This is a genomic window from Paenirhizobium naphthalenivorans (assembly GCF_007992095.1).
In the GTDB taxonomy this organism is placed as follows: domain Bacteria; phylum Pseudomonadota; class Alphaproteobacteria; order Rhizobiales; family Rhizobiaceae; genus Allorhizobium; species Allorhizobium naphthalenivorans.
Genome location: NZ_BJZP01000003.1, coordinates 278734 through 302313, shown reverse-complemented (window position 1 = coordinate 302313; position 23580 = coordinate 278734). Strand labels below are relative to the sequence as shown.

The window sequence follows — 23580 nt, the reverse complement described above, 5'->3', positions numbered from 1 at the left end:
ATGATATTTGAACCAGCCTCTTGCCGTACAGCCTCTCACCGCCGCTGCCTTCTTGCCCTTCGGCGAAGTGATCGAGGCGATGCCATCCACCATGCGCCTGATCAACGGTGGTACGACCGAGCGGTTTCACGCGCTCTTTGCCCCCGAGGCGGTGGGCGAGGGCGCGCGGGTGATCGCCAGCATATTTCGTGGCCAGCCCCGTCGCTTTCCTTACGAGATCGGCATGATGGAGCGTCATCCGCTCGGCAGCCAGAGCTTTTCGCCCCTGTCGGGCCGGTCCTTCCTTGTCGCCGTCTCCGAGGACGAGGGCGGCCGGCCCGGCGAGCCGAGGGTCTTCCTCGCACGGCCCGACCAGGGGGTGAACTACCACCGCAATGTCTGGCACCATCCGTTAATGGCAATCGGTGATCCATCTGATTTTCTGGTTGTCGATCGTGACGGGCCGGGCAACAATCTCGAAGAACACTTCTTCCCAACGCCTTACCGCATTCTGGAGCCCCATCTATGACCGGTCTCACCACCCATGTCCTCGACACCGCGCTCGGTAAGCCCGCCGATGGGCTGAAGATTCAACTGATGCGGATGAACGGCGAAGAAGCCGAGTTGATCACCACAGTCTTCACCAATTCCGACGGTCGGGTCGATGGTGGGCCGCTCCTTGTGGGGGCCGATTTTCAGGTGGGGCAATACGAGCTTCTCTTCCATGCCGGCGACTACCTCAAGACCAAGGGAGTCTCCCTCACCGACCCGCCCTTCCTCGACGTGATCCCGATCCGCTTCGGCATTTCCGACACGACAGCGCATTATCACGTGCCGCTTCTGCTTTCGCCCTACGGCTATTCGACCTATCGGGGCAGTTGATGATCTTTGCCGCCATCGCCGACGTGCACGGCAACCATCTGGCGCTTGAGGCGGTGCTTGAGGACATCCGTGGGCTGGGCATTTCCGACATCGTCAATCTCGGTGATTGCTTTTCCGGTCCGCTGGATGCGGCAAGGACGGCGGAACTGTTGATGCCGCTCGATGCAGTGACCGTGTGCGGCAACCATGATCGGGCGCTGATCGACCGGCCGTTCGAGGCGATGGGAGACTGGGAGCGGCCGTCCTTCGAGCAACTCTCCGAAGAGCAGCTCGACTGGATCCGCACGCTGCCGTTCAGCACGGTTTTCCGCGATGAGGTCTATCTCTGCCACGCGACGCCGCAGGACGATAACACCTATTGGATGGAGACGCTGAACGAGCAGGGCATCTTTCATCTCAAGCCGCTCTCGGAGATCGAAGCGCGGGCCGAGGGCATAGACCAGCCGCTCATCCTGTGCGGCCACAGCCATATCGCCCGTTCGGTGCAGCTTTCCGACGGCCGGCTGATCGTCAATCCGGGTAGCGTCGGCTGTCCCGGTTTCGATTATGACAAGCCATTTTATCACAAGGCCCAGGCCGGCACGCCATTCGCCGCCTATGCCGTCCTGGAAAAGACCGGCCGTGGCTGGCAGCCCAGTTTCCGGCAGGTGCGCTATGACAATCTCGCCGCCGCCGATATGGCGAAGGCGTATGGCATGACCGACTGGATCAGCGCGCTTTCGACAGGCTGGATCGTTTGAGAGGCAGGAGGCACGCTGGCGGCGCCTCCCTCTCTTTGGCGTTCAGACCTTGAACGGGTTTTCCGCGATGATGCCACCGTCGATCTCGGCGATGCCGCGCTTGCCGCACAGTGCCATGGTGGTGTCCATCTCCTTGGCGATGATCTCCAGCGCCTTGGTGACGCCCGGCTTGCCCATGGCGCCGAGGCCGTAGAGGAAGGGCCGGCCGATGAAGGTGCCCTTGGCGCCGAGCGCCACGGCCTTCAGCACGTCCTGACCGGAGCGGATGCCGCCGTCGAGGTGCACTTCGATCTTGTTGCCGACAGCATCGACGATCCGCGGCAGCATGGCGATCGAGGAATGGGCGCCGTCGAGCTGGCGGCCGCCGTGGTTGGAGACGACGATCGCATCCGCCCCGGTCTTCGCCGCCATCTTCGCGTCCTCCACGTCGAGAATGCCCTTGATGATCAGCTTGCCGCCCCAGCGCTCCTTGATCCACTCGACGTCTTTCCACGACAGCTGCGGGTCGAACTGCTCGGTCGTCCAGGCGTTGAGCGAGGCGAGGTCGGTGACGCTCTTGGCGTGGCCGTGGATATTGCGGAAGGTGCGGCGGTTGGTCTGGAGCATGTTCCAGCACCAGCGCGGGCGCGTCGCCATCTGGTAGAGGTGCTTCGGCGTCAGTCTGGGCGGGGCCGACAGCCCGTTGCGCAGATCCTTGTGGCGCTGGCCAAGAATCTGCAGGTCGGCGGTCAGCACCAGCGCCGAGCACTTCGCCGCCTTGGCTCGCTCGATCAGGTTCAGCACGAAATCGCGGTCGCGCATGACGTAGAGTTGGAACCAGAAGGGCTTGGTGGTCACCGAGGCGACGTCCTCGATCGAGCAGATGCTCATGGTCGAGAGGGTGAAGGGAACGCCGAACTCTTCCGCCGCCTTCGCCGCCAGCATTTCGCCATCGGCATGCTGCATGCCGGTGAGACCGGTCGGGGCAAGCGCGACAGGCATCTTGACCTTTTCACCGATCATCGTCGTTTCGAGCGAGCGGCCGCTCATGTCGACCAGCACCCGTTGGCGCAGTTTGATCTTCGAGAAATCGCTTTCGTTGGCGCGGTAGGTACTCTCCGTATAGGCGCCGCTGTCGGCATAGTCGAAGAACAGCTTCGGTACGCGACGCTTCGCCAGCGCCTTCAGGTCGGCGATCTCAAGAATGGGGGACACGGGAATTTACCTCTTTGGAAATTAACGACAGAGTGTCATCAGAAATGCTCGCCAGAACGGAAGGGGCCGACACGCATGCCGGCGGCGACCAGGTAGGCGGTCGACCAGCCGATCAGCACGAAGCCGTTCACCCCCTCAAGGGCCGCCAGCATGCGCCATTCAACCGCGGGAACGACGTCGCCATAGCCGACCGTCGAGAAGGTGATGGTGGCGAAATAGAGTGCCGTCGGAAAGTCGGTGATGAAGCCCAGCAACCGATAGCAGAGCGCCCAGAGCCAGACTTCCGCCGTCAGAACGGCGAAGACGCCGATCACCACGGTGTTCATCGCCAGCAGATGGCTGCGATGCCCGGCAAGGCGGATGCGATCGGTCACCCAGCCCATGGCGCGCGTCACGCCGATAAGGCCGAACGTGTGGATGATGACGGTCATCGAAATCATCAAGACTCCGAGGACAATATTGGCGAAGAGTTGCAGCAAAATGAGTTCGGTTCCGGGCCGTAATGCTGTCACGCGGTAGGCTTCATGCTCCGCCCGGCGACATAGGTTTCCACGACCGACCGGTCGTCGCCCAATGTTTGCAGCAGAAACAGTTCCTCCGCAAGGGAGCGGATGGTCTCCATTCGCAGGGCCATGGCCGGGGTTGCCGCGGCGTTCAGAACGACGAAGTCGGCATCGGTGCCGGGTTCAAGCGTGCCGATCCGATCCGAAAGCGAAAGCGCCTCGGCATTGCCGAGCGTCATCATGTGAAAGCTCTCCAGTGGGTTGAGCCGTTCGCCGAGCAACTGCTGTATCTTGTAGGCTTCGTCCAGCGTCTTGAACATGGAATAGCTGGAGCCGCCGCCGATATCGGTCGCCACCGCGATCCGAAGCTTCTTGTCGCGGCGCTGGTATTTGCGCAGCGGGAAGAGACCGGAACCGAGGAAGAGGTTGGAGGTCGGGCAATGCACCGCGACGGCACCGGCCTCGCTCATCGCGTCGGCCTCCCGGTCGGAGAGATGGATCGCGTGGCCGAAAAGGCTTTTCCGACCAAGCAGGCCGTAATGCGCGTAGATGTCGGTGTAATCGACCGCATCCGGGTAGAGTTCGCAGGTGTAGCGGATCTCGTCGTGGTTCTCCGACAGGTGCGTCTGTATGTGCAGGTCGGGAAACTCTTGCGCCAGCGCCTGAACGCGTTCCATTTGCTCCGGTGTCGAGGTGATGGCGAAGCGTGGCGTGATGGCGACGTGGTTGCGGCCCTTGCCATGCCAGTCGGCGATGACCTGACGGGTTTCGTCATAGCCGGTCTCCGGGGTGTCCAGGAGGCCCTGCGGCGCGTTGCGGTCCATCATCACCTTGCCGCCGATCATCAGGCTGCCGCGCCTGAGGCTTTCGGCGAAGAAAGCGTCGGCCGAGGCCTTGTGTACCGAGCAATAGGCGACCGCCGTCGTCGTGCCGTTGCGGAAGAACTCGTCGAAGAAGGCCTTGGCGATGCGGTCGGCATGGGCCTGCTCGACGAAACGGCATTCCTCCGGGAAAGTATAGGTGTTCAGCCATTCAAGCAGGTTGGCGGCATAGGACGCGATCACCTGCATTTGCGGGAAATGCACATGGGTGTCGATCAGTCCGGGCAGGATCAGGTGCGGGCGGCGGTCGATCACCACGGTGTCTTCGGGAACTGACGTGCTCACCGTCGCATAATCGCCCATGGCGAGGATCTTGCCGTCATCGACCAGCAGGGCGCCGTCGCTCTCGTAGCGGTAGCTGCCGCTGTCGTCGATATGCTCCGGGGCGCGAGTGAAGCTCAACAGCCGTGCGCGAAAGAGGGTCGCGCTCATGGCTGCTTGTTTCCCGAAACAGCGCTTTCGAACCAGGCGACCAGCAGGGCGCGTTCCTCGGTTGAGACCTCGGTGATGTTACCGGGCGGCATGGCATGGCTGCGGCCGGCCTGGAGATAGATCTCGCGGGCATGGGCGGCGATTTCCGCGTCTGTCTCGAGCTTCACGGTCTTTGGCGGCCGCACAACGCCTTCCCAGACCGGCTCGGCCGCATGGCACATCGAACAGCGCGACAAGACGACGTCGCGGGCAGCTTCATAGTGGGCATTCTCGACGAAGCGGAGATTGACCGGAGCGACCGAAACCTCCTCCTCGACCGGTGCCCTCTGCACGGTCGACAGCCACATGATGGCGATGAAGATCAGCGCCGTGGCGAGCCAAGTCCAGGTCGGGCGGCCCTTGCGGGCGTGGGTGGTGTTGAACCAGTGGCGGATGGTGACGCCCATCAGGAAGACCAGTGCGGCGATCACCCAGTTGTAGGCGGTGCCGAAGGCCAGCGGATAGTGGTTGGAGAGCATGAAGAAGATGACTGGCAGCGTCAGGTAGTTGTTGTGCAACGAGCGCTGCTTGGCGATCACGCCATATTTCGGATCCGGCGTGCGGCCGGCGATCAGGTCGGCGACGACGATTTTCTGGTTCGGAATGATGATCAGGAAGACGTTGGCCGACATGATAGTGGCCGTGAAGGCGCCGAGATGCAGGAAGGCGGCGCGGCCGGTGAAAACCTGCGTATAGCCCCAGGCCATGGCGATCAGCGCCACGTAGAGCACGCCCATCAGCACCCAGATATTCTTGCCGAGCGGCGACTTGCATAACTGGTCATAGATCACCCAGCCGACCGCGAGCGAGGCGATCGAAAGGGCGATCGCCTGCCATTGGGTCAGGTCGAGCACATGCCGGTCGATCAGGAACAGATCGGCCCCGCCGTAATAGACGACGGCCAGCATGGCAAAGCCCGAAAGCCAGGTGACATAGCTCTCCCACTTGAACCACGTCAGATGCTCGGGCATCGAGGCCGGCGCCACTAGATATTTCTGGATGTGGTAGAAGCCGCCGCCGTGGACCTGCCACTCCTCGCCGTAGGCGCCGACCGGCAGATGGTCGCGCTTCACCAGCCCGAGATCGAGGGCGATGAAGTAGAAGGATGAACCGATCCAGGCGATTGCCGTGATCACATGCAGCCAGCGGACCGCGAAGGAGAGCCATTCCCAGGCAATGGCATATTCGTACATCAGAAAATCCTTTTCTTCCTCCGGCGAAACAGTTTGAAAAATAATCGCCGTCAAGGAAAGCCCCACATGTCGGATCGTGGGCCTATCCAGAGAAATTCTTTGCCTCTTGCCTACCCGGCGTTATCGCGCGGCGAGCGCTATCGCGTCACGCTCCGGTGCCAGGGTGGCTTCCAGCCATTCGCGGAACTTGCGGACCTTGGGCAGATTGCGCCGGTTTTCGGGATAGACCAGCCAGTAGGTGCTGTCGTCCAGCCAGCTGAGTTCAAACGGCTGTATGAGCCGCCCGGACGCCAGTTCGTCCTGAAGGTAGAAGGGGCTCAGCATGGCGACGCCATGACCGGCCATCGCCGCTCCGGCTTCAAGATCGAGCGCGCCGCCCGCGTCGAACGTGCGCGCGGTGTGGTCTGCGGCATCGAGGCCCGCCTGCGTGAACCAGCGTGTCCAACGTCCGTCGTCGTCGGTAATCCAGGGCAGCTTCAGCAAGTCGACCGGCTTCTTCACGCCGCCGATGCTCTCCGCCAGCTTGGGGCTCAGCATCGGCGAATAGCTCAGCCGCAGGATCGGGTGGCATGTGAGGCCGGGCCAGGGGGCCTGGCTGATCCGGATCGCGAGATCCGCGGTCTCGCGGCTGAAGTCGGTGAGCCTGGAGCCACGCAGCAGCCGGACCGCGATGTTCTGATGGGCGAGCTGAAAGGCGCCGAGATGCCGGGCAAGCCAGTGGGAGGCAAATGTCGGTGTGGAGTGGATCTCAAGGATCTCGTCGGCATTCTGACGCGCGGTGTCGATCACTTCGCGCAGGGTGGCGAAGGCTTCCGTCACCTTGGGCAGCATGCGTTCGCCAATCGGCGTCAACGCTATCTGGCGCGGGCGGCGCAGGAAGAGGAGTTCGCCGATATTCTCTTCCAGCAGCTTGATCTGGTAGCTCACCGCCGTCTGAGTCATGCCCAGCTCCTCGCCAGCCTTGGTGAAGCTTCCCAACCGGCCGACCGCCTCGAAGACGCGCAGGGCATTGAGCGGGAACTGTTTCGACAGTTTCATGGATAAGCTCTCTTTATCTATGGTCACCGTAATTGAATTGGATATGCCACGCAATGCCGGGCATTCTGAGCGCATCAAAGATCAAATGAAATTGGGCGATGGAGACGCGACATGGTGTCCGCGATCAAGAATCTGTGGCTTGTGCCGGGCCTTTCTTTTGGCGGCATCAAACGATTTTTCACGCGCCTCTTGGCGCGCGGCGAGACGTGGTCGGATACGCTTCCAGACAGCATGAAAAAGGACCTCGGCCTCCTCGACGGTCGCCCCTCACGCAGCCGTACCGACGCCTATTGGTCTGATCACAGGCGTCATCGCGACTGGATACGCTCCGGGCCGCTTTGAAGGAATGATGAATCTTATCAAGGTGATACGCCGGCGAACTCAAGCGTTGATTCCGGGCCTTCATGCGATGATTCAGGTGGCGCGTCGTTCGTCTCGACCGTCCATCAGCCAAGCAGCACGGCCAGCAGTTCGGCTGCCACCAGTGCGGCGATCACCGGCGGGCGCTTGTCGCGCAACGCGCTGCCGCCGATCGGCAAGGTGAGTTTGTCGAGTAAGGTCTGATCGCCGCCTTCGCGCCGCAGCCAGCGGGTGAAGGTGGCGCGCTTGGTGGCTGAACCGATCATGCCGACATAGGCGAGCTCGGGGCGGGCAAGCGCTTCACGCGCTATCAGGAAATCGAGGGCATGGTCGTGGGTCAGGATAACGGCTGCCCCGCCCGGCCGGATGGACGCAACCTCCGCCTCCGGCATGGCGACGTGACGAAGCGTCATGCCCTCCGGTATCGCACCATCCTGCGTTTCTCGCGTCTCGATCAGCGTGGCGTTGAGCGGCAGAGGACGAAGGGCAGCAGCGAGCGCCAGGCCGACATGGCCGGCACCGAAGACGAAGACGTCGGGATAGTCGCTTTCCATTTTCGCCTGCCGGTCGATCAACGCCCGCCTGCCTGCGTCGTCCAGCTTGCTGAAGGAAAGCAGGGTGCGGCCGCCACAGCACTGGCCGATCTCGGGGCCGAGTGGCACGTCGAGCGATGTGGCGCGTTCGCCTCCCGCCAGCATGGTTCGGGCATGGTCGATCGCCAGGAATTCCAACTGACCGCCGCCGATCGTGCCGAACAGCGCATTGGTCGCGACCAGCATGAAGGCGCCGGCCTCGCGCGGGGTGGAGCCTTTGGCTTCGATGAGGTCGACCAGAACGAGCTCGGGATGGGTGGCTAGGAAGGCGGGGAGGGAGAGTGGGATCATCGTAATTCCCCCTCTGGCCTGTCGGCCATCTCTTCCACAAGCAGGGAGAAACCGCATGGTACCGTTTCTACCCTCAGGTTACGCAGGCGTGCCGGAAATGTGGAACTGCAATATTTGCGGAGTGTGAGGAGGGCAAGACCTCCCCACTTGTCTTCTCCCCCCTTGTGGGGGAGATGGCCGACAGGCCGGAGGGGGGCTTCTTCCGGCACCCTACATCGCCTTCAGCCGCTCGACCGCCATCAACACGCGCTCGGGCGTCGCGGGGGCGTCGAGGCGCGGGCAGTGCTTGTAGTCGGCGACCGAGGCGACAGCCATGGAGAGCGCTTCAAGCACCGAGATCGCCAGCATGAAGGGCGGCTCGCCGACGGCCTTGGAACGGCCTATGGTCGGCTCGGCATTCTCGGACCACTCGGCCAGCCGCGTGTTGAAGACTTTTGGCCGGTCGGAGGCGAGCGGGATCTTGTAGGTCGACGGCGCATGGGTGCGAAGTCGGCCCTTGCCGTCCCACCAAAGTTCTTCCGTCGTCAGCCAGCCCATGCCCTGGACGAAGCCGCCCTCGATCTGGCCGATGTCGATCGCCGGATTGAGCGACTTGCCGACATCGTGCAGGATGTCGGTGCGGTCCATCAGGTATTCGCCGGTCAGCGTGTCGATCGACACTTCCGTGCAGGCCGCGCCATAGGCGAAGTAGTAGAATGGCGTGCCGCGGCCGGCGGCTCGGTCCCAGTGAATCTTCGGCGTCTTGTAGAAGCCGGCGGCCGAGAGCTGGACGCGGGCGAAATAGGCCTTGTTGACGAATTCCGGGAAGGGGATCTCTTGCTTGCCGACGCGCACGCGGTTGGGCAGGAACTCGACCTCGTCCGGGGTGACCTCGAACTTCTCCACCGCAAAGGCAACCAAGCGTTCCTTGATCTGGCGGGCGGCGTCATAGGCGGCCATGCCGTTCAGGTCGGTGCCGGAGGAGGCGGCCGTCGCCGAGGTGTTCGGCACCTTGCCGGTGGTCGTCGCGGTGATCTTGACGCGCTCGACATCGACCTGGAAGCACTCGGCGATAACCTGGGCGACCTTGGTATAAAGGCCCTGGCCCATTTCGGTGCCACCGTGGTTCAGGTGGATCGAGCCGTCCTGATAGACATGGACGAGCGCGCCGGCCTGGTTGAAGGCGGTCATGGTGAAGGAAATGCCGAACTTCACCGGGGTGAGCGCGATACCCTTCCTGATGACCGGGCTGGTCCGGTTGAAGTCGATGATCGCCTGACGCCGCGCCTGATAGTCGCTGGAGGTCTCCAGTTCCTCGACCACGCGGGCGATGATGTTGTCCTCGACCGTCTGGTGGTAGGGCGTGACATTGCGGCCGGAGCCGATGTCGCCATAGAAATTCGCCTTGCGGATCTCGAGCGGGTCGCGGCCGAGCGCGTAGGCGATCTCCTCGATGACGCGCTCGCCACCCAGCATGCCCTGCGGGCCGCCAAAGCCGCGGAACGCGGTGTTGGAGACCGTATGGGTTTTGAGCGGCTGCGAGGTCAGCTTCACATGCGGATAGAAATAGCTCGAATCTGCATGGAAGAGGGTGCGGTCGGTGACCGGGCCGGAAAGGTCGGCGGAATAGCCGCAACGCGCGGCGAAATTGGCGATCATCGCGTGGATACGGCCGTCGCCGTCGAAGGCGACGTCGAAGTCCATGCGGAAGTCGTGGCGCTTGCCGGTCAGCGCCATGTCCTCGTCGCGGTCGGGGCGGAATTTGACGGCGCGGTTGAGTTTCTTGGCGGCCAGCGCCGCCAAGGCGGCAAACTGGTTGCCCTGGGTCTCCTTGCCACCGAAGCCGCCGCCCATGCGCCGCACGTTGACGGTAATGGCGTGGCTCGGGATGTCGAGCACGTGGCCGATGATATGCTGGATCTCGGATGGGTGCTGGGTGGAGGACCAGACGGCGACCTCGTCGTCTTCGCCGGGGATGGCGAGCGCGATGTGGCTTTCCAGATAGAAGTGCTCCTGGCCACCGATCTGCATCGTGCCTTTCAGGCGATGCTCGGCCTTATCGAGTTCGGCCTCCGGTTCGCCGCGTTTCAGCACCATGCCGGGCGTGACCAATGGCGCGTCGTTTTCCAGCGCAGCATCAACATCGGTCCAGAAGGGCAGGTCCTGGTAGTCGATTTTGGCAAGGCGCGCGGCCCGGCGAGCGGCATCGCGCGTTTCGGCGATCACGGCAAAGACCGGCTGGCCGTGGAATTCGACCTTGCCCTCGGCCAGTAGCGGCTCGTCGTGGCGACCGCCGGACGAGACATCGTTGACGCCCGTCACATCCTTGGCCGTCAGCACCGCGACGACGCCGGGATAGGCCTTCACCTCGGACAGATCGACCGCAAGGATTTCGGCATGGGCCCGGTCGGACATGCCGAGCGCTCCGTGCAGCAGTCCTGCGGGTTCGGGAATATCGTCGATATATTCGGCACTTCCGCTGACATGCTTGTGCGCTGAATCATGGCGGAGCGACTGGTGCATTGGGCCGTTGATGTATTTGTAGGTCTCGTAACTCGCCTTATCCATGTCACGCCTCCTCCAGGGCAAAGCGCTTCAGCTCCTGCGGCTGACCCGTTGTTTCAAGGAAGAAACGGGTCAGCAGGTTCTTCGCGGTCAGCTGGCGATATTCGGCTGTTGCGCGCCAATCGGAGAGCGGCTGGTAGTCTTCGTCGAAGGCGTCGCGGGCGGCGAGCATGGTCGCCTCTGTCCAGGGCTTGGCGTAGAGAGCCGCTTCCACCGCGCGGGCCCGTTTCGGGGTCGCGGCCATGCCGCCGAAGGCGATACGGATATAGCTCACCTTGCCGTCTTCGCCGAGCGTCAGGTGGAAGGCGCCGCAGAGTGCCGAAATATCCTCGTCGCGGCGTTTCGAGATCTTGTAGACGGCATAGTGGCTGCCTGTCTCGGGGCGGGGTACGTGGACAGATTCGACGAACTCGCCGGCCTTCCTGTCCTGCTTGCCGTAGGCGATGAAGAAATCCTCAAGCGGGAGTTCCCTGCTCCCGGAAGACGAGCGCAGTCTGACCGAAGCGCCAAGCGCGATCAGCGCGGGCGGCGTGTCGCCGATCGGCGAGCCGTTGGCGATATTGCCGCCGACCGTTCCCATGTTGCGCACCTGCTGGCCGCCGATGCGTTCGATCAGCCGGCCAAAGGCGGGGATTTCCGCGCGGATGGTCTCATAAGCCTTGCTGTAGCTCACGCCGGCTCCAAGGGTTATGCCCTTGGCGTCCACGGTGAGCGCTTGCAGGTCGCTCAGGTGATTGATGAAGACAACCGGGTTCAGCGGTCGCATCTGCTTGGTGACCCAGAGCCCGACATCGGTCGCGCCGGCAACGATGGTGGCCTGCGGTTCTTCCGCCAGAAGATCGGCAAGGGCGGATACCGAGCCTGGAACGATCAGGCGGCGGTCATCCTTGACGATGGTGATGGTGTCGCTGCCATGCAGGTTCCACAGGCGCGCCATGATGTTGGCGCGGTCACGCTCCAGCGGGTCGAAGAGCGCGCTTGGCCGGGTGCGCGAGACCTGTTCCGCGGCCTTGACGATAGGCTCATAACCGGTGCAGCGACAGAGATTGCCCTGGAGCGCCCGTTCGATCTCGGCCCGCGACGGATTGTCGTTGGAAAGCCACAGGCCGTAGAGCGACATGACGAAACCGGGGGTGCAAAAGCCGCACTGTGAGCCGTGACAGTCGACCATGGCCTGCTGCACTGGATGCAGATCGCCGTTGTCGGCGGCGAGATGCTCGACGGTCACCACATGAGTGGCATTGAGCGAGCCGACGAAGCGGATGCAGGCATTGACCGTCTCATAGGTGAGGCGACCGTTGTCGAGCCGTCCGATGAGCACGGTACAGGCCCCACAGTCGCCCTCGGCGCAGCCTTCCTTGGTGCCGGTCAGCCGGCGTTTCAGCCTGAGGAAGTCGAGCAGCGTCTGCGTCGGCTCGAAGCTGGATACGGCGACATCCTCGCCGTTCAGGATGAAACGGATACAATCGGTCATGAACGGTCTTCTCTTTGGCTCGTCGGCCGATGTTATTGCGCGGTCCAGCCGCCGTCTATCGAGATATGCGTGCCGGTGATCTGCCGGGCCGCATCGCTGGCGAGAAAGATCGCGACGGCCGCCACATCCTCGACGGCGACGAATTCCTTGGTGGGCTGGAACTTCAGCATGACGTCGGATTTCACTTCCGCTTCCGAAATCCCACGTGTCCTGGCCGTGTCAGGGATCTGCTTCTCGACCAGCGGAGTCAGCACGTAGCCGGGGCAGATGGCATTCGCCGTCACGCCGAATTCGGCCAGTTCCAGCGCCACGCTCTTGGTCAGGCCCATGATGCCGTGCTTGGCGGCGACATAGGCCGACTTGAAGGGTGAGGCGATCAGGCCGTGGGCCGAAGCGACATTGATGATGCGGCCGGCCTTCTTTTCCTTCATCGCGGGAACGGCGGCGCGAATGGTATGGAAGGAGCTGGACAGATTGATGGCGATGATCTGGTCCCACTTCTCCGGCGGAAAATCCTCGACCGGCGAGACATGCTGGATGCCGGCATTGTTGACCAGTACGTCGACCATGCCGAACTCATGGGCCGCTGTCGCCATCAGGTCGTCGATCTCGGCGGGTTTCGACATGTCGGCGCCATGATAGATCGCGCGTGCGCCTGCCACTTCCAGGCTCTGGCGGATCGCCTCGATGTCGCTGGCGTCGCCAAAGCCGTTGATAACGACGTTATCGCCATGGGCGGCGAATGCCCGGGCAATGGCCAGGCCGATGCCGCTGGTCGATCCGGTGACAACGACTGTTCTCTTCATCTCAAATTCTCTCCCGAAAGGCGTCGGCGTTCTGTTGCGCCGCAATGGACAGGAAAGGTTATGCCCGAATCGCGCGGGCTGGCAATTGCGTTTTTATTTCCGTCTCCAGCTTATTCCCGGCCGTGCGCGTTGCTTTGGCCATGGCTTCAATGGTGGCGCGTCGAACACTGCGTCTCCGCCGGCGGGATTTGCCACGGCCGCCCGCGGCGCTATCTGTTCAGTCCAAGCAAGGAGACGAATGCAGATGGAACTCGGCCTTTACACTTTCGCGGATGTCGATCCGAACGCGGCCAACAAGGGCGTCGAGGCCAAGCGCCGCCTCGATGACTTGCTGGAGGAAATCCAGCTCGCCGACGAGGTGGGGCTCGATGTCTTCGGTCTCGGCGAGCATCACCGGCCCGACTACATGGCCTCGTCGCCCTCGACCATTCTCGCGGCAGTTGCGGTCAAGACGAAGAACATCCGGCTGTCGAGCGCGGTCACCGTGCTTTCCTCCGACGATCCGGTGCGCGTCTTCCAGCAGTTCGCCACCGTCGATCTGCTGTCGAACGGCCGGGTCGAGATCATGGCCGGGCGAGGGTCGTTCATCGAGAGCTTTCCGCTGTTCGGCTACGAACTCGATGATTACGACCTGCTGTTTGCCGAGAAGCTGCAATTGCTGATGGAAATCCGCGATAACGAGGTGGTGACCTGGGAGGGCCAGACGCGCAAACCCATCGCCGGGCGCGGCGTTTATCCGAGGCCGCTGCAGGATCCGCTGCCGCTGTGGATCGCCATCGGCGGCACGCCGCAGTCGGCGGCGCGCGCCGGCTATCTCGGCCTACCGCTGGCGCTTGCCATCATTGGCGGAGAGCCGCGTCGCTTTGCCCCGCTGTTTGATCTTTATCGCCAGAGTGCTGCCAAGGCGGGGGTGGATGCAAAGACGCTCAAGACCTCGATCAACGTGCATGGCTTCATCGCCGACACGACCGAGGCGGCGGCCGACACCTTCTACGAACCGCAGGCCGTCGTGATGAACAGGATCGGCCGCGAGCGCGGCTGGGGACCGACCAATCGTGGCCAGTTCGACGCCGCGCGCGGGCCACAAGGAGCGCTCTTCGTCGGCGACCCGGAGACGGTCGCGGAAAAGATCGTCGCCAACCACAAGATCTTCGGCAATGACCGCTTCATGCTGCAGATGGCGATCGGTCCGATGCCGCACCGCGACATCATGCGTGGCATCGAACTCTACGGCACAAAAGTCGCGCCGCTGGTCAGAAAGGCGTTGACCCCGTCGGAAGCGGGGGCGTAAGCACCGGCCATCCCAAAACAGCAAAGAGCGGGCGAAAGCCCGGAAGACGAGCGATGATTGTTTCCAGCGAAGACGACCTCAACGGGCTGAAGGAAATCGGCCGGATCTGCGGAAACGCGGTGAAGATCATGGGGGCGGCGCTGGAACCGGGCATCACCACCCGCGAACTCGATGTGATCGGCCGCAAGGTGCTGGAGGATGCCGGAGCGCAGTCGGCGCCGGAATTCTGCTACGAGTTTCCGGGCGCGACCTGCATCAGCGTCAACGAGGAAGTGGCGCATGGCATTCCCGGCGATCGCAAGATCCAGGCCGGCGATCTCGTCAACATCGACGTGTCGGGCGTCAAGAACGGCCTGTTCGGCGATACCGGCTCGTCCTTCATCGTGCCGCCGGTCAAGCCGAAGATCGAGAAGCTCTGCCGCGACGGCAAACGGGCGATGTGGGTCGGTCTCGGCCAGGTGCGCACCGGTCACCCGATGGCCGCCATCGGCAATGCGATCGGCACTTTCGCCCGCAAGAACCGCTATACGCTGATCCAGAACCTCGCCAGCCACGGCATCGGCCATTCGCTGCACGAGGAGCCAAAGGAACTGTCCACCTGGCCGGATCCGGATGAGACGCGGATCATGGAGGAGGGGCTGGTCTTCACCATCGAACCCTTCCTGTCGCTCGGTGGCCTATGGGCCGAAGACGGCGACGACCCGTGGACGCTCTACAGCGAACCTAAGGCGCCGACCGTACAGTTCGAGCACACCATCGTCGTCACGAAGAACGGCCCGATCATCCTGACGCTCGTCGACTGAGGGCGTAAGGCCAATGCGGCTCGCGGGGCGGCCGCCTGATCTCAGGCCGAGAACGCGACGGCCACGCCCTTTTTCTTGAAGTAGGACTGCATGATCTTGCGGCCCTGGCGATTGGACTGGGCGAGCCTTGCGGGCTCGAAAACCGCCTCCTTGACGCCCTCGCGGGCCATGGCCGCCTTCAGCGCCGCGATGTGGAGGTCGATCTCCTCGTTGTCGTTGTTGATCGAGGTGTAGATGTTGTCGATGGCCTGGCTCAGTGTAAGATCGCTCATGGGGCACTCCTTGAAGTCGTTTCCCCTCCACTAGCGATTTTTGCGACCGGGGCAAGCCAGGGTTTGTGAGCCAGCGGCGCAGATTGTCGCGCGAAACAGCGCAATCCATCTCAGCCGATTACATCCACGATCAGTATTTGTGGTTTGTGGGCGTCCTCCCGCGGTGCAATAAACGCAACCATGACAATAGCCCGCACCGATCGCGCCCACCTCCTTGCCACCGCCACAGCCGGCGCGCTCTCCATGGCGGCGGCCATGGGGTTCGGGCGTTTTTCCTTTACGCCGATCCTGCCGGGGATGATCGCCGATCTCGGGCTGTCCTCGACCGAGGCTGGGGTGATCGCCGCGGCCAATTTCACCGGCTATCTCGCCGGCGCGGTGGTGGGAGCCTACGGCTGGGCGAACGGGCGGGACCGTTGGCTCGGCCTTGCCTCGCTGTTGTTCACCGCGCTGCTTATGGCCGGAATGGGGTTGACCGATTCGGTCGCAGCCTTCGTCGTGCTGCGCTTCCTGTCCGGTATCGCCAGCGCTTTCGCCATGATCTTCATCACCTCGATCGTGCTTGGCCATGCTGCGCGCGCCGGAAACGAGGCCGTGCAGTCGGCCCATTTTGCCGGCGTGGGTTTCGGCATAGCCGCATCGTCGCTGATGATCATGCTTGTCGGGCTTGCCGGTTTCGGCTGGCGGGCGGACTGGCTGGCGGGGGCGGGCGTGACCTTTGCCGTCTTCCTCTTCGTCGCCCGTTTTTTGCCCCGAGCGCCCGTTCACGCCGCGGACGTGCCCCACGAACCGCCGATCGTCTGGAGCCCCGCCGTCATCCTGACGATGCTCTCCTACGGCCTGTTCGGCTTCGGCTATGTGGTGACGGCGACCTTCATCGTCACCATGGCACGCATGGCCAACGCAGGCCCGATGGTAGAGTTCCTCACCTGGTTCGTCACCGGCTGCACGGCGGCGGCCTCGTTGTTTCTCTGGCGACCGGTGATGCACCGCAAGGGTCTCGGCGGCGCCTATCTCGCAGGACTGCTGGTCGAGGCGGCGGGCGTGCTCGCCTCCGTCGCCCTGCCGTCGCCGGCAGCGCCGCTGGTCGGCGGGGCGCTGCTTGGCGCGACCTTCATGATCATCACCGCGTATGGCCTGAGGCTGGGACGTGCGCTTTCGCCGCAAAGTCCACGCCGCGCGCTCGCCTTCATGACCGCCGCCTTCGGCATCGGCCAGATCGTCGGACCGCTTTGCGCCGGCTGGCTGGCCGAACGCACCGGGAGCTTTTCCGCGCCGAGCCTTGTGGCGGCGGCCGTGCTTCTGGTGTCGGCCGGGCTGATCCTGCCGGTCCAGCGCCGTCTGCCCTGATTTGACGGCAAAGCCACACGTTGGCGTGAAACTGTGAATTGGCGCAGGCCAAATCCGTCACAATCGGTTGATGGCATTGCTGGCCACTTTTTTCTGCCCTAGTTTCGCGCCAAAGAGCGGTTTCTTGAAGGCCCTCTTGTCCCACGCCGAGAAAGCAGACCACTCCGTGTTCCAATCCTTCTTTCCCAAGCCGAAACTGTTCTTTTCATCCTTCGCAATCTGGACGCTCCTGTCGATCCTTGTCTGGTATCTGTTCGGTGCACAGATGGGGACTGCCATCGGATTGCCGCCGTTGCCGGAAGACGCCGAGCCGATCATCAACCTGAGCTTTTTCGTTACGCCCGACTATCTGTGGTTCTATCTCTACACCGGCGTGTGGGCGTTGGCCTTCGGGTTGTTCTGGGAGTTCTACGCCAAGGACCACCCATGGCGGCACTGGGCCATATGGGGCTCCTACTTCATTATTTTCACCACGTATTTTGACGTTCAGGTCTCTGTGCTCCTCAACAACTGGCGCCGTCCCTTCGGCGACCTCTTGCAGAATGCCCTTCAGGGCAAGCCGGGGGTCACGACTTGGGACTTCTACAGTCTGATGATCACCTTCTGGAGCATCGCTTTCCTGAATGTTGCCGTCTTCGTGGTCGTGCGCTTCTTCGTCAGTCATTACGTCTTTCGCTGGCGCACGGCGATGAACAATTACTACATGTCGATGTGGCCGAAGGTGCGTCATATCGAAGGCGCCTCGCAGCGTGTCCAGGAAGATACGATGCGGTTTGCCTCCACCTTCGAGGGACTCGGCGTCAGTCTGATCAACGCGGTGATGAACCTCGTGGCCTTCCTGCCGATCCTGTTCATGCTATCAGGTTATGTCACCGAACTACCGATCATCGGCAGCATTCCGCACAGCCTGTTCTGGTTGGCGCTGGTCTGGTCGGTGTTCGGAACGGCGCTTTTGGCGCTCGTCGGCATCAAGCTTCCGGGGCTGGAATTCCGCAATCAGCGCGTCGAAGCCGCCTACCGTAAAGAACTGGTCTATGGCGAGGACCACGCCGACCGCGCTCAGCCGCTGACCATCGCCGAACTGTTCATTAATGTCCGACGCAACTATTTTCGGCTGTATTTCCACTACACCTATTTCAATCTGGCTCGTTCCTTCTACGGGCAGGCCGATGGATTGTTCCTGTATTTCTTCCTCGTTCCGACCATCGTGGCCGTGAAGATCACTTATGGTATCTTCCAGCAGATTCTAACGGCCTTCGGTCAGGTGTCGAACTCGTTCCAGTATCTGGTCAACGTTTGGCCGACGATCGTCGAGTTGCTGTCGATTCAAAAGCGCTTGCGCGCCTTCGAGGCCGCAATCGACAACGAACCGCTGCCGGGTATCGATCAGGAATATCTGGCTGACAACGGTGACGTGGTTGGCAGGAAATAAGCCTGCCGAAGACCGCAGCAACTTTGGCCGCGCCGGGGACGTCCGGCGCGGTTTTGCTTTCGGGAGGAGGGCAGGCGGGGTTGAAACTGGGTAAAGGTATCAGGCTTTCCGCCTGCCCCGGTCGTTTGGGGCGCCTTTCGGCTCGCGGGGATCGTCAAAATGCCGCTCACCGTCCCGTCACGACCGTCATCGGCGCCGAGCCTCGAAGAGGATGGAGGAAGCCGGTTCGCGACCCGGTGTCCCGTCCGATGACCCGGTCAGGATAGATCGGGCCGCGCGGACGGGGACAATCGCAGCGTTCGCGGTCGGCCATGTGCTTGATTGGATTGCGTGAAAATTTCAGTTCCGGGAAAAATTTCCCCACGGCAAAGATCAGGAGTGCGGCTTTTCCGCCTGCTTCGCCAGAAGATCGATCGCCTCGGAATAGCTGACGCAGGCGACGTCGGCACGGTGGCAGACATCGGTTACCAGCCGTTCCATTGCCCGCCAGTAGGCGCCGCCATTCATCTCGACGAAATGAAAGCCGAATTGCAGCGGGATCCGATCACCCTCGTACTCCTTGTCGAAGGCGGCCTTGAAGGCCGCGTAGCTACGCTCCTCGAATTCCCGCGATTGCGAGGGATTGTCCATACCGGCCGAGTGGCGGATGAAAAGATTATAGTCCATGCCGATGATGTTGCGGTTCTTCGGCCCTTCGGGGATCAGCGGCAGGCCAAAGCGCACGAGCGAACCATTCTCGTCGGGTGGCATCGCTCCCTTGGTGACGAGGCTTGCGTCGTAGGTGAAGCCGAACTCCCTTTCCGCTGCCACCAGACTGTCGGGCGCCGAGAGATAGGGCGCGCGGAAGCCGCGGATGCTGGCCCTGGCGAAAGCCGCCCAGCCTCGCGGCTCCCTGTCGGCAAGGCCGTTTGCCTTCCACGCGTTGGCGACGACTTCGCGGAACGTTTGGAACTCGGACAGCCAGTCCGCTTTGGTCCAGTCCTTTCCGTCGAAATGGCCGCAGGCATGGCTGGCGATCTCGTGCCCCTCCTGGCGGGCGTTCCAGATATGGTCGAGCCGGATCGCCACATTCTCGGCGCTCGGGGCAAAGCCGATATTGGACTTGCCGGCCTTCATGCCAGGCCCCTTGTAGCCCTTGGCCTCGGCGCGCGGGATCAGCATCGTGCAGGAGAGAAAATAGGTGAAATGCGCGTTGGCGCGACGCGCGATGTCGCGGCTCTTCACCCACAAGGCATTGTCATGGGCCCCATCGAAGGAAATCAGCAACAGCTGCTTCGGCCTGGGTACCGTCGGGGTCTCCCGCGGATCGGCCAACGCCGGCTGTGCGAGAAGCAGGATGAGAAGGGAAGAGACACAATACGGACGCGACATCGAAAAACCTGACAAGGATCAAGGGTGGTTTTCTGTCAGGCAAATGCGGCGAAGCTTTGAACGGGCTGGAATTTCCGCGCGCCGACCTTTATGCCAATCAAAGGCAATTCACTGATTGAGGTTCCACCATGACAGTCCTGATCCTTGGGATCATACTTTTCATCGGCACGCACATGGTCCGCGTCGTCGCCCCGGGGTTCCGCACGGCGATGGTGGAGAGGTTCGGTGATGGTGGCTGGAAGGCCATCCACGGTGTGGCAAGTGTCATCTCGCTCGTCGTTCTGGTCTACGGCTGGCAACAGGCGCCGGTGGTCGACCTGTGGTTCCCGCCCAAGGGCATGACGCACCTGACGCTGACACTGATGCTGTTCGCCATGATCTGTCTGATCGCTGGCCTTCTGCCGGCCGGCCATATCGCCACGAAGACCAAGCATCCGATGGTGCTGTCGGTGAAGATCTGGGCGCTCGCGCATCTTCTCTCCAATGGCGATCTCGCCTCGGTGCTGCTGTTCGGCTCCTTTCTTGCCTGGGGTGTGATTGTGCGCATTTCGCTGAAGCGCCGCCAGCGCGCCGGCGAGATTACGCTGCGCCCGTTTGTCTCGGGAATTTATGATGTGGCGGCGGTGGTCGGCGGCATCGTCGTCTGGGGATTGTTCATCTGGAAGCTGCATTTGCTTTTGATCGGCGTTGCGCCGCTTCCTCTTCCCATGTGAACTGTCGCGCCTGCCAACGGGCCTTCTCGCCGTTTTCCGCTTACAACTGCGGAAAAATCGGTTAGAAGGCCGCTCACGCATAACATTGCATCGAAAGGCCGGCCGGTCCGGAAGCATTCATGGTTGACAACAACGACAGCTTTATCCGCGAAGTCAATGAGGAGCTGCGCTCCGACCAGTTCCGCAATGCCTGGAAAAGCTATGGCCGTTTCGTCATCGCTCTCGCCGTTTTGATCGTTGTCGGGACCGCGGGCTATCGCGGCTATGAATACTGGCACGAGAGCCAGTCTTCGAATGCCGGCGACAAGTTCCTCGCCGCGCTGACGCTTGCCAACGAGGGCAAGGGCGATGAGGCCAAGGCCGCGCTCGCCGCCCTCGAAAAGGATGGCTACGGCGCCTATGCGGTGCTGGCGCGGATGCGCTCGGCGACCGTCGAGGCGGAAAAGGGAGACCCGGCCGCCGCGATCGAGGCTTTCTCGGCAATCGGCAAGGACACCTCGGTTCCGGTGGTGATCCGCGACGTCGCTCGCATGCGGGCGGCTTGGCTGCTGATCGACTCCGGCACCTATGAACAGGTCTCCGCCGAGGTCGAGGCGATGGCGACGCCGCGCGACGCGTTGCGCCATTCGGCCCGCGAGGCGCTCGGCCTTTCCGCCTACAAGGCCGGTGACATGGCCAAGGCGCGCGAGTGGTTCACCCTGATCGTCGAGGATGCCGAAGCGCCGCGTAATGTCGCCAGCCGGGCGCAGATGATGCTCGACAATATCAAGGCTTCCGGCAAGGCGCCGTAAGTCGACAAGGCGGAAACGCCGGAAGGACGTGATCAGTCATGAGTTTTACCGTCGCCATCGTCGGGCGTCCGAATGTCGGCAAGTCGACCTTGTTCAACCGTCTGGTTGGCAAGAAGCTGGCGCTCGTCGACGATACACCGGGCGTCACCCGCGACCGTCGCCCCGGCGACGCCAAGCTGATCGACCTGCGCTTCACCATCATCGACACGGCCGGCCTCGAAGAGACCGGCCCGGACACGCTTGAGGGCCGTATGCGCGCCCAGACCGAGGCGGCGATCGACGAGGCGGATCTGACCCTCTTCGTGGTCGATGCCAAGGCCGGCCTGACGCCGCTCGACAAGACCTTCGGCGAGCTTCTGCGCCGCAGCGGCAAGCCGGTCGTGCTGGTGGCCAACAAGTCGGAGGCCAAGGGGTCTGAAGGCGGTTTCTACGACGCCTTCACGCTTGGGCTCGGAGAGCCCGTGCCGATCTCGGCCGAACACGGTCAGGGCATGATCGACCTGCGAGACGCCATTGTCGCGGCGATCGGTGAAGAGGTCGCGTTCCCGGAAGAGGTCGATGAAGCGGAGACCGATGTCAGGGTCACGGCGGCGGAAGTCGGTGATGAGGCCGGCGATGAGATCGAGCCCGAGTATGACGAGACCAAGCCGCTGCGCGTGGCGATCGTCGGCCGGCCGAATGCCGGCAAGTCCACACTGATCAACCGCTTTCTCGGCGAGGACAGGCTGCTGACCGGCCCGGAGGCCGGCATCACCCGCGACAGCATCTCGGTCGAATGGGACTGGCGTGGGCGGACCATCAAGATGTTCGACACTGCCGGCATGCGGCGCAAGGCGCGCGTGCAGGAGAAGCTGGAGAAGCTCTCGGTCGCCGACGCGTTGCGCGCCATCCGCTTCGCCGAAACGGTGGTCATCGTCTTCGACGCGACCATTCCGTTCGAGAAGCAGGACCTGCAGATCGTCGACCTCGTGCTGCGCGAAGGTCGTGCCGCCGTGCTCGCCTTCAACAAGTGGGATCTGGTCGAGGATCCGCAGGCGGTGCTCGCGGAACTGCGCGAGAAGACCGAACGGCTGTTGCCGCAGGCGCGCGGCATCCGTGCGGTGCCGATGTCCGGCCAGACCGGTTACGGGCTCGACAAGCTGATGCAGTCGATCATCGAGACGGACCGGGTGTGGAACAAGCGCATCTCGACCGCCAAGCTCAACCGCTGGCTCGAGCACACGCAGGTCCAGCATCCGCCACCGGCCGTTTCGGGCCGCCGCATCAAGCTCAAGTACATGACGCAGGTGAAGGCCCGTCCGCCCGCCTTCATGATTTCCTGCACCCGTGCCGATGCCTTGCCGGAGAGCTATGTGCGCTATCTGACCAATGGCCTGCGCGCCGATTTCGACATGCCGGGGGTGCCGATCCGCATCCATTTCAAGGCGGGCGAAAACCCGTTCGAGAACCGCAAGAAGAAGCGCTGAGGCGCTTCTTCCTTTTGCTCAGGCATCAGCCGGCTGGTTCGGCTGACGGCGCGACAGGCGCCTTCTTCTTGCCTGGGTCTTTGCTTCAATGACATTGTCGAGAAACTGTTTCGTCGCCGCCTGCCAGGTGAACCCCTCGGCGAGATGGCGGGCCTCCGTGCGTGACCGTTCAAGCGCGGCGAGGCATGCGGTAAGCAGGTCGTCATCAAGGGCGCCGGCCCCACTGCCAGCCGGAATGATGTCGGCCGGGCCTGTGACGGGATAGGCCGCAACCGGGACACCGGAGGCGAGCGCCTCCAGGATCGTGTTGCCGAACGTGTCCGTCTTGGAGGGGAAGACGAAGACATCTGCCTCGGCGTAGGCCGCAGCCAGTTGTTCACCGAACTTGACGCCGGTGAAATGTACGTGGGGATATTGCGCCTCCAGTTCGGCGCGCGCCGGGCCGTCACCGACGACGACCTTGGAGCCCGGCAAGTCGAGATCGAGGAAGGCGGGCAGGTTCTTCTCCACCGCGACCCGGCCGATGGTCATGAAAATGGGGCGGGCCAGGCCGAACGGCACTGCGCTCCGCGGCCTCGGGTGGAACAGCTTGAGGTCTATGCCGCGGCTCCACAGACAGAGATTGGCGATGCCCTTTGCCGCCAGTTCCCGTCTCAGGCTTTCCGTCGCGACCATGCAGGCGCCGCCGCGATTGTGGAACCAGCGGACATAGGCATAAAGCCAGCCGAGCGGCACGGGGATGCGGGTGCGCACATATTCCGGGAAGCGGGTGTGGTAGCTGGTGGAAAAGGCCATGTCATGCCTGAGGCACCAGCGGCGCGCCATCAGGCCCAGCGGCCCCTCGGTGGCAATGTGCATGAAGTCCGGCTTCTCCGCCTCGATCATGCGGGCGATCTGGCCGTAGCGGGCGAGCGACAGCCTGATTTCCGGATAGGTGGGCATGGGGATGCTGCGAAAGGGCTTCGGCGTGATCATTGCCACGTCGTACCCCATGGCGGCCAACTCGCGATTGGTCGTCTCGATCGAGCGGACGACGCCGTTCACCTGCGGGTGCCAGGCATCGGTGACGATCATGATCTTGGGCATGGCGTGATCGCTGTTCTCTCGGTGGCGGGCCGGCGGCGCATGGGCCGGTCGTCCGC

At 62.8% G+C, this 23580-nt stretch carries 23 protein-coding genes; 11 read left to right on the top strand and 12 right to left on the bottom strand.

Features of this window, described 5'->3' with window-relative positions; translation table 11 throughout:
* Positions 1–7: 7 nt before the first annotated feature.
* Genes RNA01_RS04890 through RNA01_RS04880 form a run of 3 tightly spaced genes read left to right on the top strand, consistent with a single transcriptional unit; the run spans position 8 to position 1601 of the window.
* Complete coding sequence (locus RNA01_RS04890; protein WP_147178835.1) at positions 8–508, top strand: ureidoglycolate lyase; 501 nt, start codon at positions 8–10, stop codon at positions 506–508.
* Entirely contained in the window at positions 505–861 is a 357-nt protein-coding gene (gene uraH / locus RNA01_RS04885; protein ID WP_147178834.1) for a hydroxyisourate hydrolase, read from the top strand. The genes RNA01_RS04890 and uraH overlap by 4 nt, the downstream gene beginning before the upstream one ends.
* A complete protein-coding gene (locus tag RNA01_RS04880; RefSeq protein ID WP_147178833.1) occupies positions 861–1601 on the top strand; it encodes a metallophosphoesterase family protein in 741 nt (246 codons plus the stop codon). The genes uraH and RNA01_RS04880 overlap by 1 nt, the downstream gene beginning before the upstream one ends.
* Positions 1602–1643: 42 nt before the next feature.
* On the opposite strand, the gene RNA01_RS04875 is transcribed toward RNA01_RS04880, so the two are convergent.
* The 5 genes from RNA01_RS04875 to RNA01_RS04855 form a co-directional block, all read right to left on the bottom strand.
* On the bottom strand, positions 1644–2795 hold the full coding sequence (locus RNA01_RS04875) for an alpha-hydroxy acid oxidase (protein ID WP_147178832.1): 1152 nt from the start codon (positions 2793–2795) through the stop codon (positions 1644–1646).
* Between the two features lie 38 nt (positions 2796–2833).
* Entirely contained in the window at positions 2834–3235 is a 402-nt protein-coding gene (locus RNA01_RS04870; protein ID WP_147178831.1) for a potassium channel family protein, read from the bottom strand.
* Between the two features lie 68 nt (positions 3236–3303).
* The gene (guaD, locus tag RNA01_RS04865; protein WP_147178830.1) at positions 3304–4611 is read right to left on the bottom strand and encodes a guanine deaminase; all 1308 of its coding nucleotides are present in this window, start codon (positions 4609–4611) and stop codon (positions 3304–3306) included.
* The gene (gene puuD, locus RNA01_RS04860) at positions 4608–5843 is read right to left on the bottom strand and encodes a urate hydroxylase PuuD (RefSeq protein WP_147178829.1); all 1236 of its coding nucleotides are present in this window, start codon (positions 5841–5843) and stop codon (positions 4608–4610) included. The genes guaD and puuD overlap by 4 nt, the downstream gene beginning before the upstream one ends.
* 120 nt (positions 5844–5963) lie before the next feature.
* A complete protein-coding gene (locus tag RNA01_RS04855; protein WP_147178828.1) occupies positions 5964–6881 on the bottom strand; it encodes a LysR substrate-binding domain-containing protein in 918 nt (305 codons plus the stop codon).
* 111 nt (positions 6882–6992) lie between these two features.
* On the opposite strand from RNA01_RS04855, the gene RNA01_RS04850 reads away from it, so the two are divergent.
* On the top strand, positions 6993–7223 hold the full coding sequence (locus RNA01_RS04850; protein ID WP_147178827.1) for a hypothetical protein: 231 nt from the start codon (positions 6993–6995) through the stop codon (positions 7221–7223).
* A gap of 104 nt (positions 7224–7327) precedes the next feature.
* Here the strand turns inward: RNA01_RS04850 and xdhC are convergent, their stop codons facing one another.
* The 4 genes from xdhC to RNA01_RS04830 form a co-directional block, all read right to left on the bottom strand.
* Positions 7328–8125 (bottom strand): xanthine dehydrogenase accessory protein XdhC, encoded by a 798-nt coding sequence (gene xdhC / locus RNA01_RS04845; protein ID WP_147178826.1) that lies wholly within the window; start codon positions 8123–8125, stop codon positions 7328–7330.
* Between the two features lie 210 nt (positions 8126–8335).
* On the bottom strand, positions 8336–10672 hold the full coding sequence (gene xdhB, locus RNA01_RS04840) for a xanthine dehydrogenase molybdopterin binding subunit (RefSeq protein ID WP_147178825.1): 2337 nt from the start codon (positions 10670–10672) through the stop codon (positions 8336–8338).
* A 1-nt stretch (position 10673) separates the two neighbouring features.
* The gene (gene xdhA / locus RNA01_RS04835) at positions 10674–12143 is read right to left on the bottom strand and encodes a xanthine dehydrogenase small subunit (protein ID WP_147178824.1); all 1470 of its coding nucleotides are present in this window, start codon (positions 12141–12143) and stop codon (positions 10674–10676) included.
* Between the two features lie 32 nt (positions 12144–12175).
* A complete protein-coding gene (locus RNA01_RS04830; protein ID WP_147178823.1) occupies positions 12176–12949 on the bottom strand; it encodes a 3-hydroxybutyrate dehydrogenase in 774 nt (257 codons plus the stop codon).
* Between the two features lie 244 nt (positions 12950–13193).
* Between RNA01_RS04830 and RNA01_RS04825 the strand changes: the two genes are divergently transcribed.
* Together RNA01_RS04825 and map are read left to right on the top strand one after the other, a co-directional pair.
* Complete coding sequence (locus RNA01_RS04825) at positions 13194–14240, top strand: LLM class flavin-dependent oxidoreductase (RefSeq protein ID WP_147178875.1); 1047 nt, start codon at positions 13194–13196, stop codon at positions 14238–14240.
* 53 nt (positions 14241–14293) lie between these two features.
* Positions 14294–15043, top strand: coding sequence for a type I methionyl aminopeptidase (gene map / locus RNA01_RS04820; protein ID WP_147178822.1), 750 nt, complete (start codon positions 14294–14296; stop codon positions 15041–15043).
* Between the two features lie 41 nt (positions 15044–15084).
* Here the strand turns inward: map and RNA01_RS04815 are convergent, their stop codons facing one another.
* On the bottom strand, positions 15085–15315 hold the full coding sequence (locus tag RNA01_RS04815) for a hypothetical protein (protein ID WP_147178821.1): 231 nt from the start codon (positions 15313–15315) through the stop codon (positions 15085–15087).
* Between the two features lie 180 nt (positions 15316–15495).
* On the opposite strand from RNA01_RS04815, the gene RNA01_RS04810 reads away from it, so the two are divergent.
* Positions 15496–16665, top strand: a complete 1170-nt coding sequence (locus RNA01_RS04810) for a YbfB/YjiJ family MFS transporter (protein WP_147178820.1) — start codon at positions 15496–15498, stop codon at positions 16663–16665.
* Positions 16666–16831: 166 nt separating this feature from the next.
* On the top strand, positions 16832–18097 hold the full coding sequence (sbmA, locus tag RNA01_RS04805; RefSeq protein ID WP_147178819.1) for a peptide antibiotic transporter SbmA: 1266 nt from the start codon (positions 16832–16834) through the stop codon (positions 18095–18097).
* A 372-nt stretch (positions 18098–18469) separates the two neighbouring features.
* On the opposite strand, the gene RNA01_RS04800 is transcribed toward sbmA, so the two are convergent.
* On the bottom strand, positions 18470–19468 hold the full coding sequence (locus RNA01_RS04800; RefSeq protein WP_147178818.1) for a polysaccharide deacetylase family protein: 999 nt from the start codon (positions 19466–19468) through the stop codon (positions 18470–18472).
* Positions 19469–19596: 128 nt separating this feature from the next.
* Between RNA01_RS04800 and RNA01_RS04795 the strand changes: the two genes are divergently transcribed.
* The 3 genes from RNA01_RS04795 (at position 19597) to der (ending at position 22438) form a co-directional block, all read left to right on the top strand.
* Positions 19597–20181 carry an NnrU family protein gene (locus RNA01_RS04795; RefSeq protein WP_147178817.1) on the top strand — a complete coding sequence of 195 codons (585 nt, stop codon included), beginning with the start codon at positions 19597–19599 and terminating at the stop codon, positions 20179–20181.
* Positions 20182–20300: 119 nt separating this feature from the next.
* On the top strand, positions 20301–20972 hold the full coding sequence (locus tag RNA01_RS04790) for a tetratricopeptide repeat protein (protein ID WP_147178816.1): 672 nt from the start codon (positions 20301–20303) through the stop codon (positions 20970–20972).
* Between the two features lie 38 nt (positions 20973–21010).
* The gene (der, locus tag RNA01_RS04785; RefSeq protein ID WP_147178815.1) at positions 21011–22438 is read left to right on the top strand and encodes a ribosome biogenesis GTPase Der; all 1428 of its coding nucleotides are present in this window, start codon (positions 21011–21013) and stop codon (positions 22436–22438) included.
* Positions 22439–22456: 18 nt separating this feature from the next.
* Here the strand turns inward: der and RNA01_RS04780 are convergent, their stop codons facing one another.
* Positions 22457–23524 carry a glycosyltransferase family 4 protein gene (locus tag RNA01_RS04780; RefSeq protein ID WP_147178814.1) on the bottom strand — a complete coding sequence of 356 codons (1068 nt, stop codon included), beginning with the start codon at positions 23522–23524 and terminating at the stop codon, positions 22457–22459.
* Positions 23525–23580 lie beyond the last annotated feature (56 nt).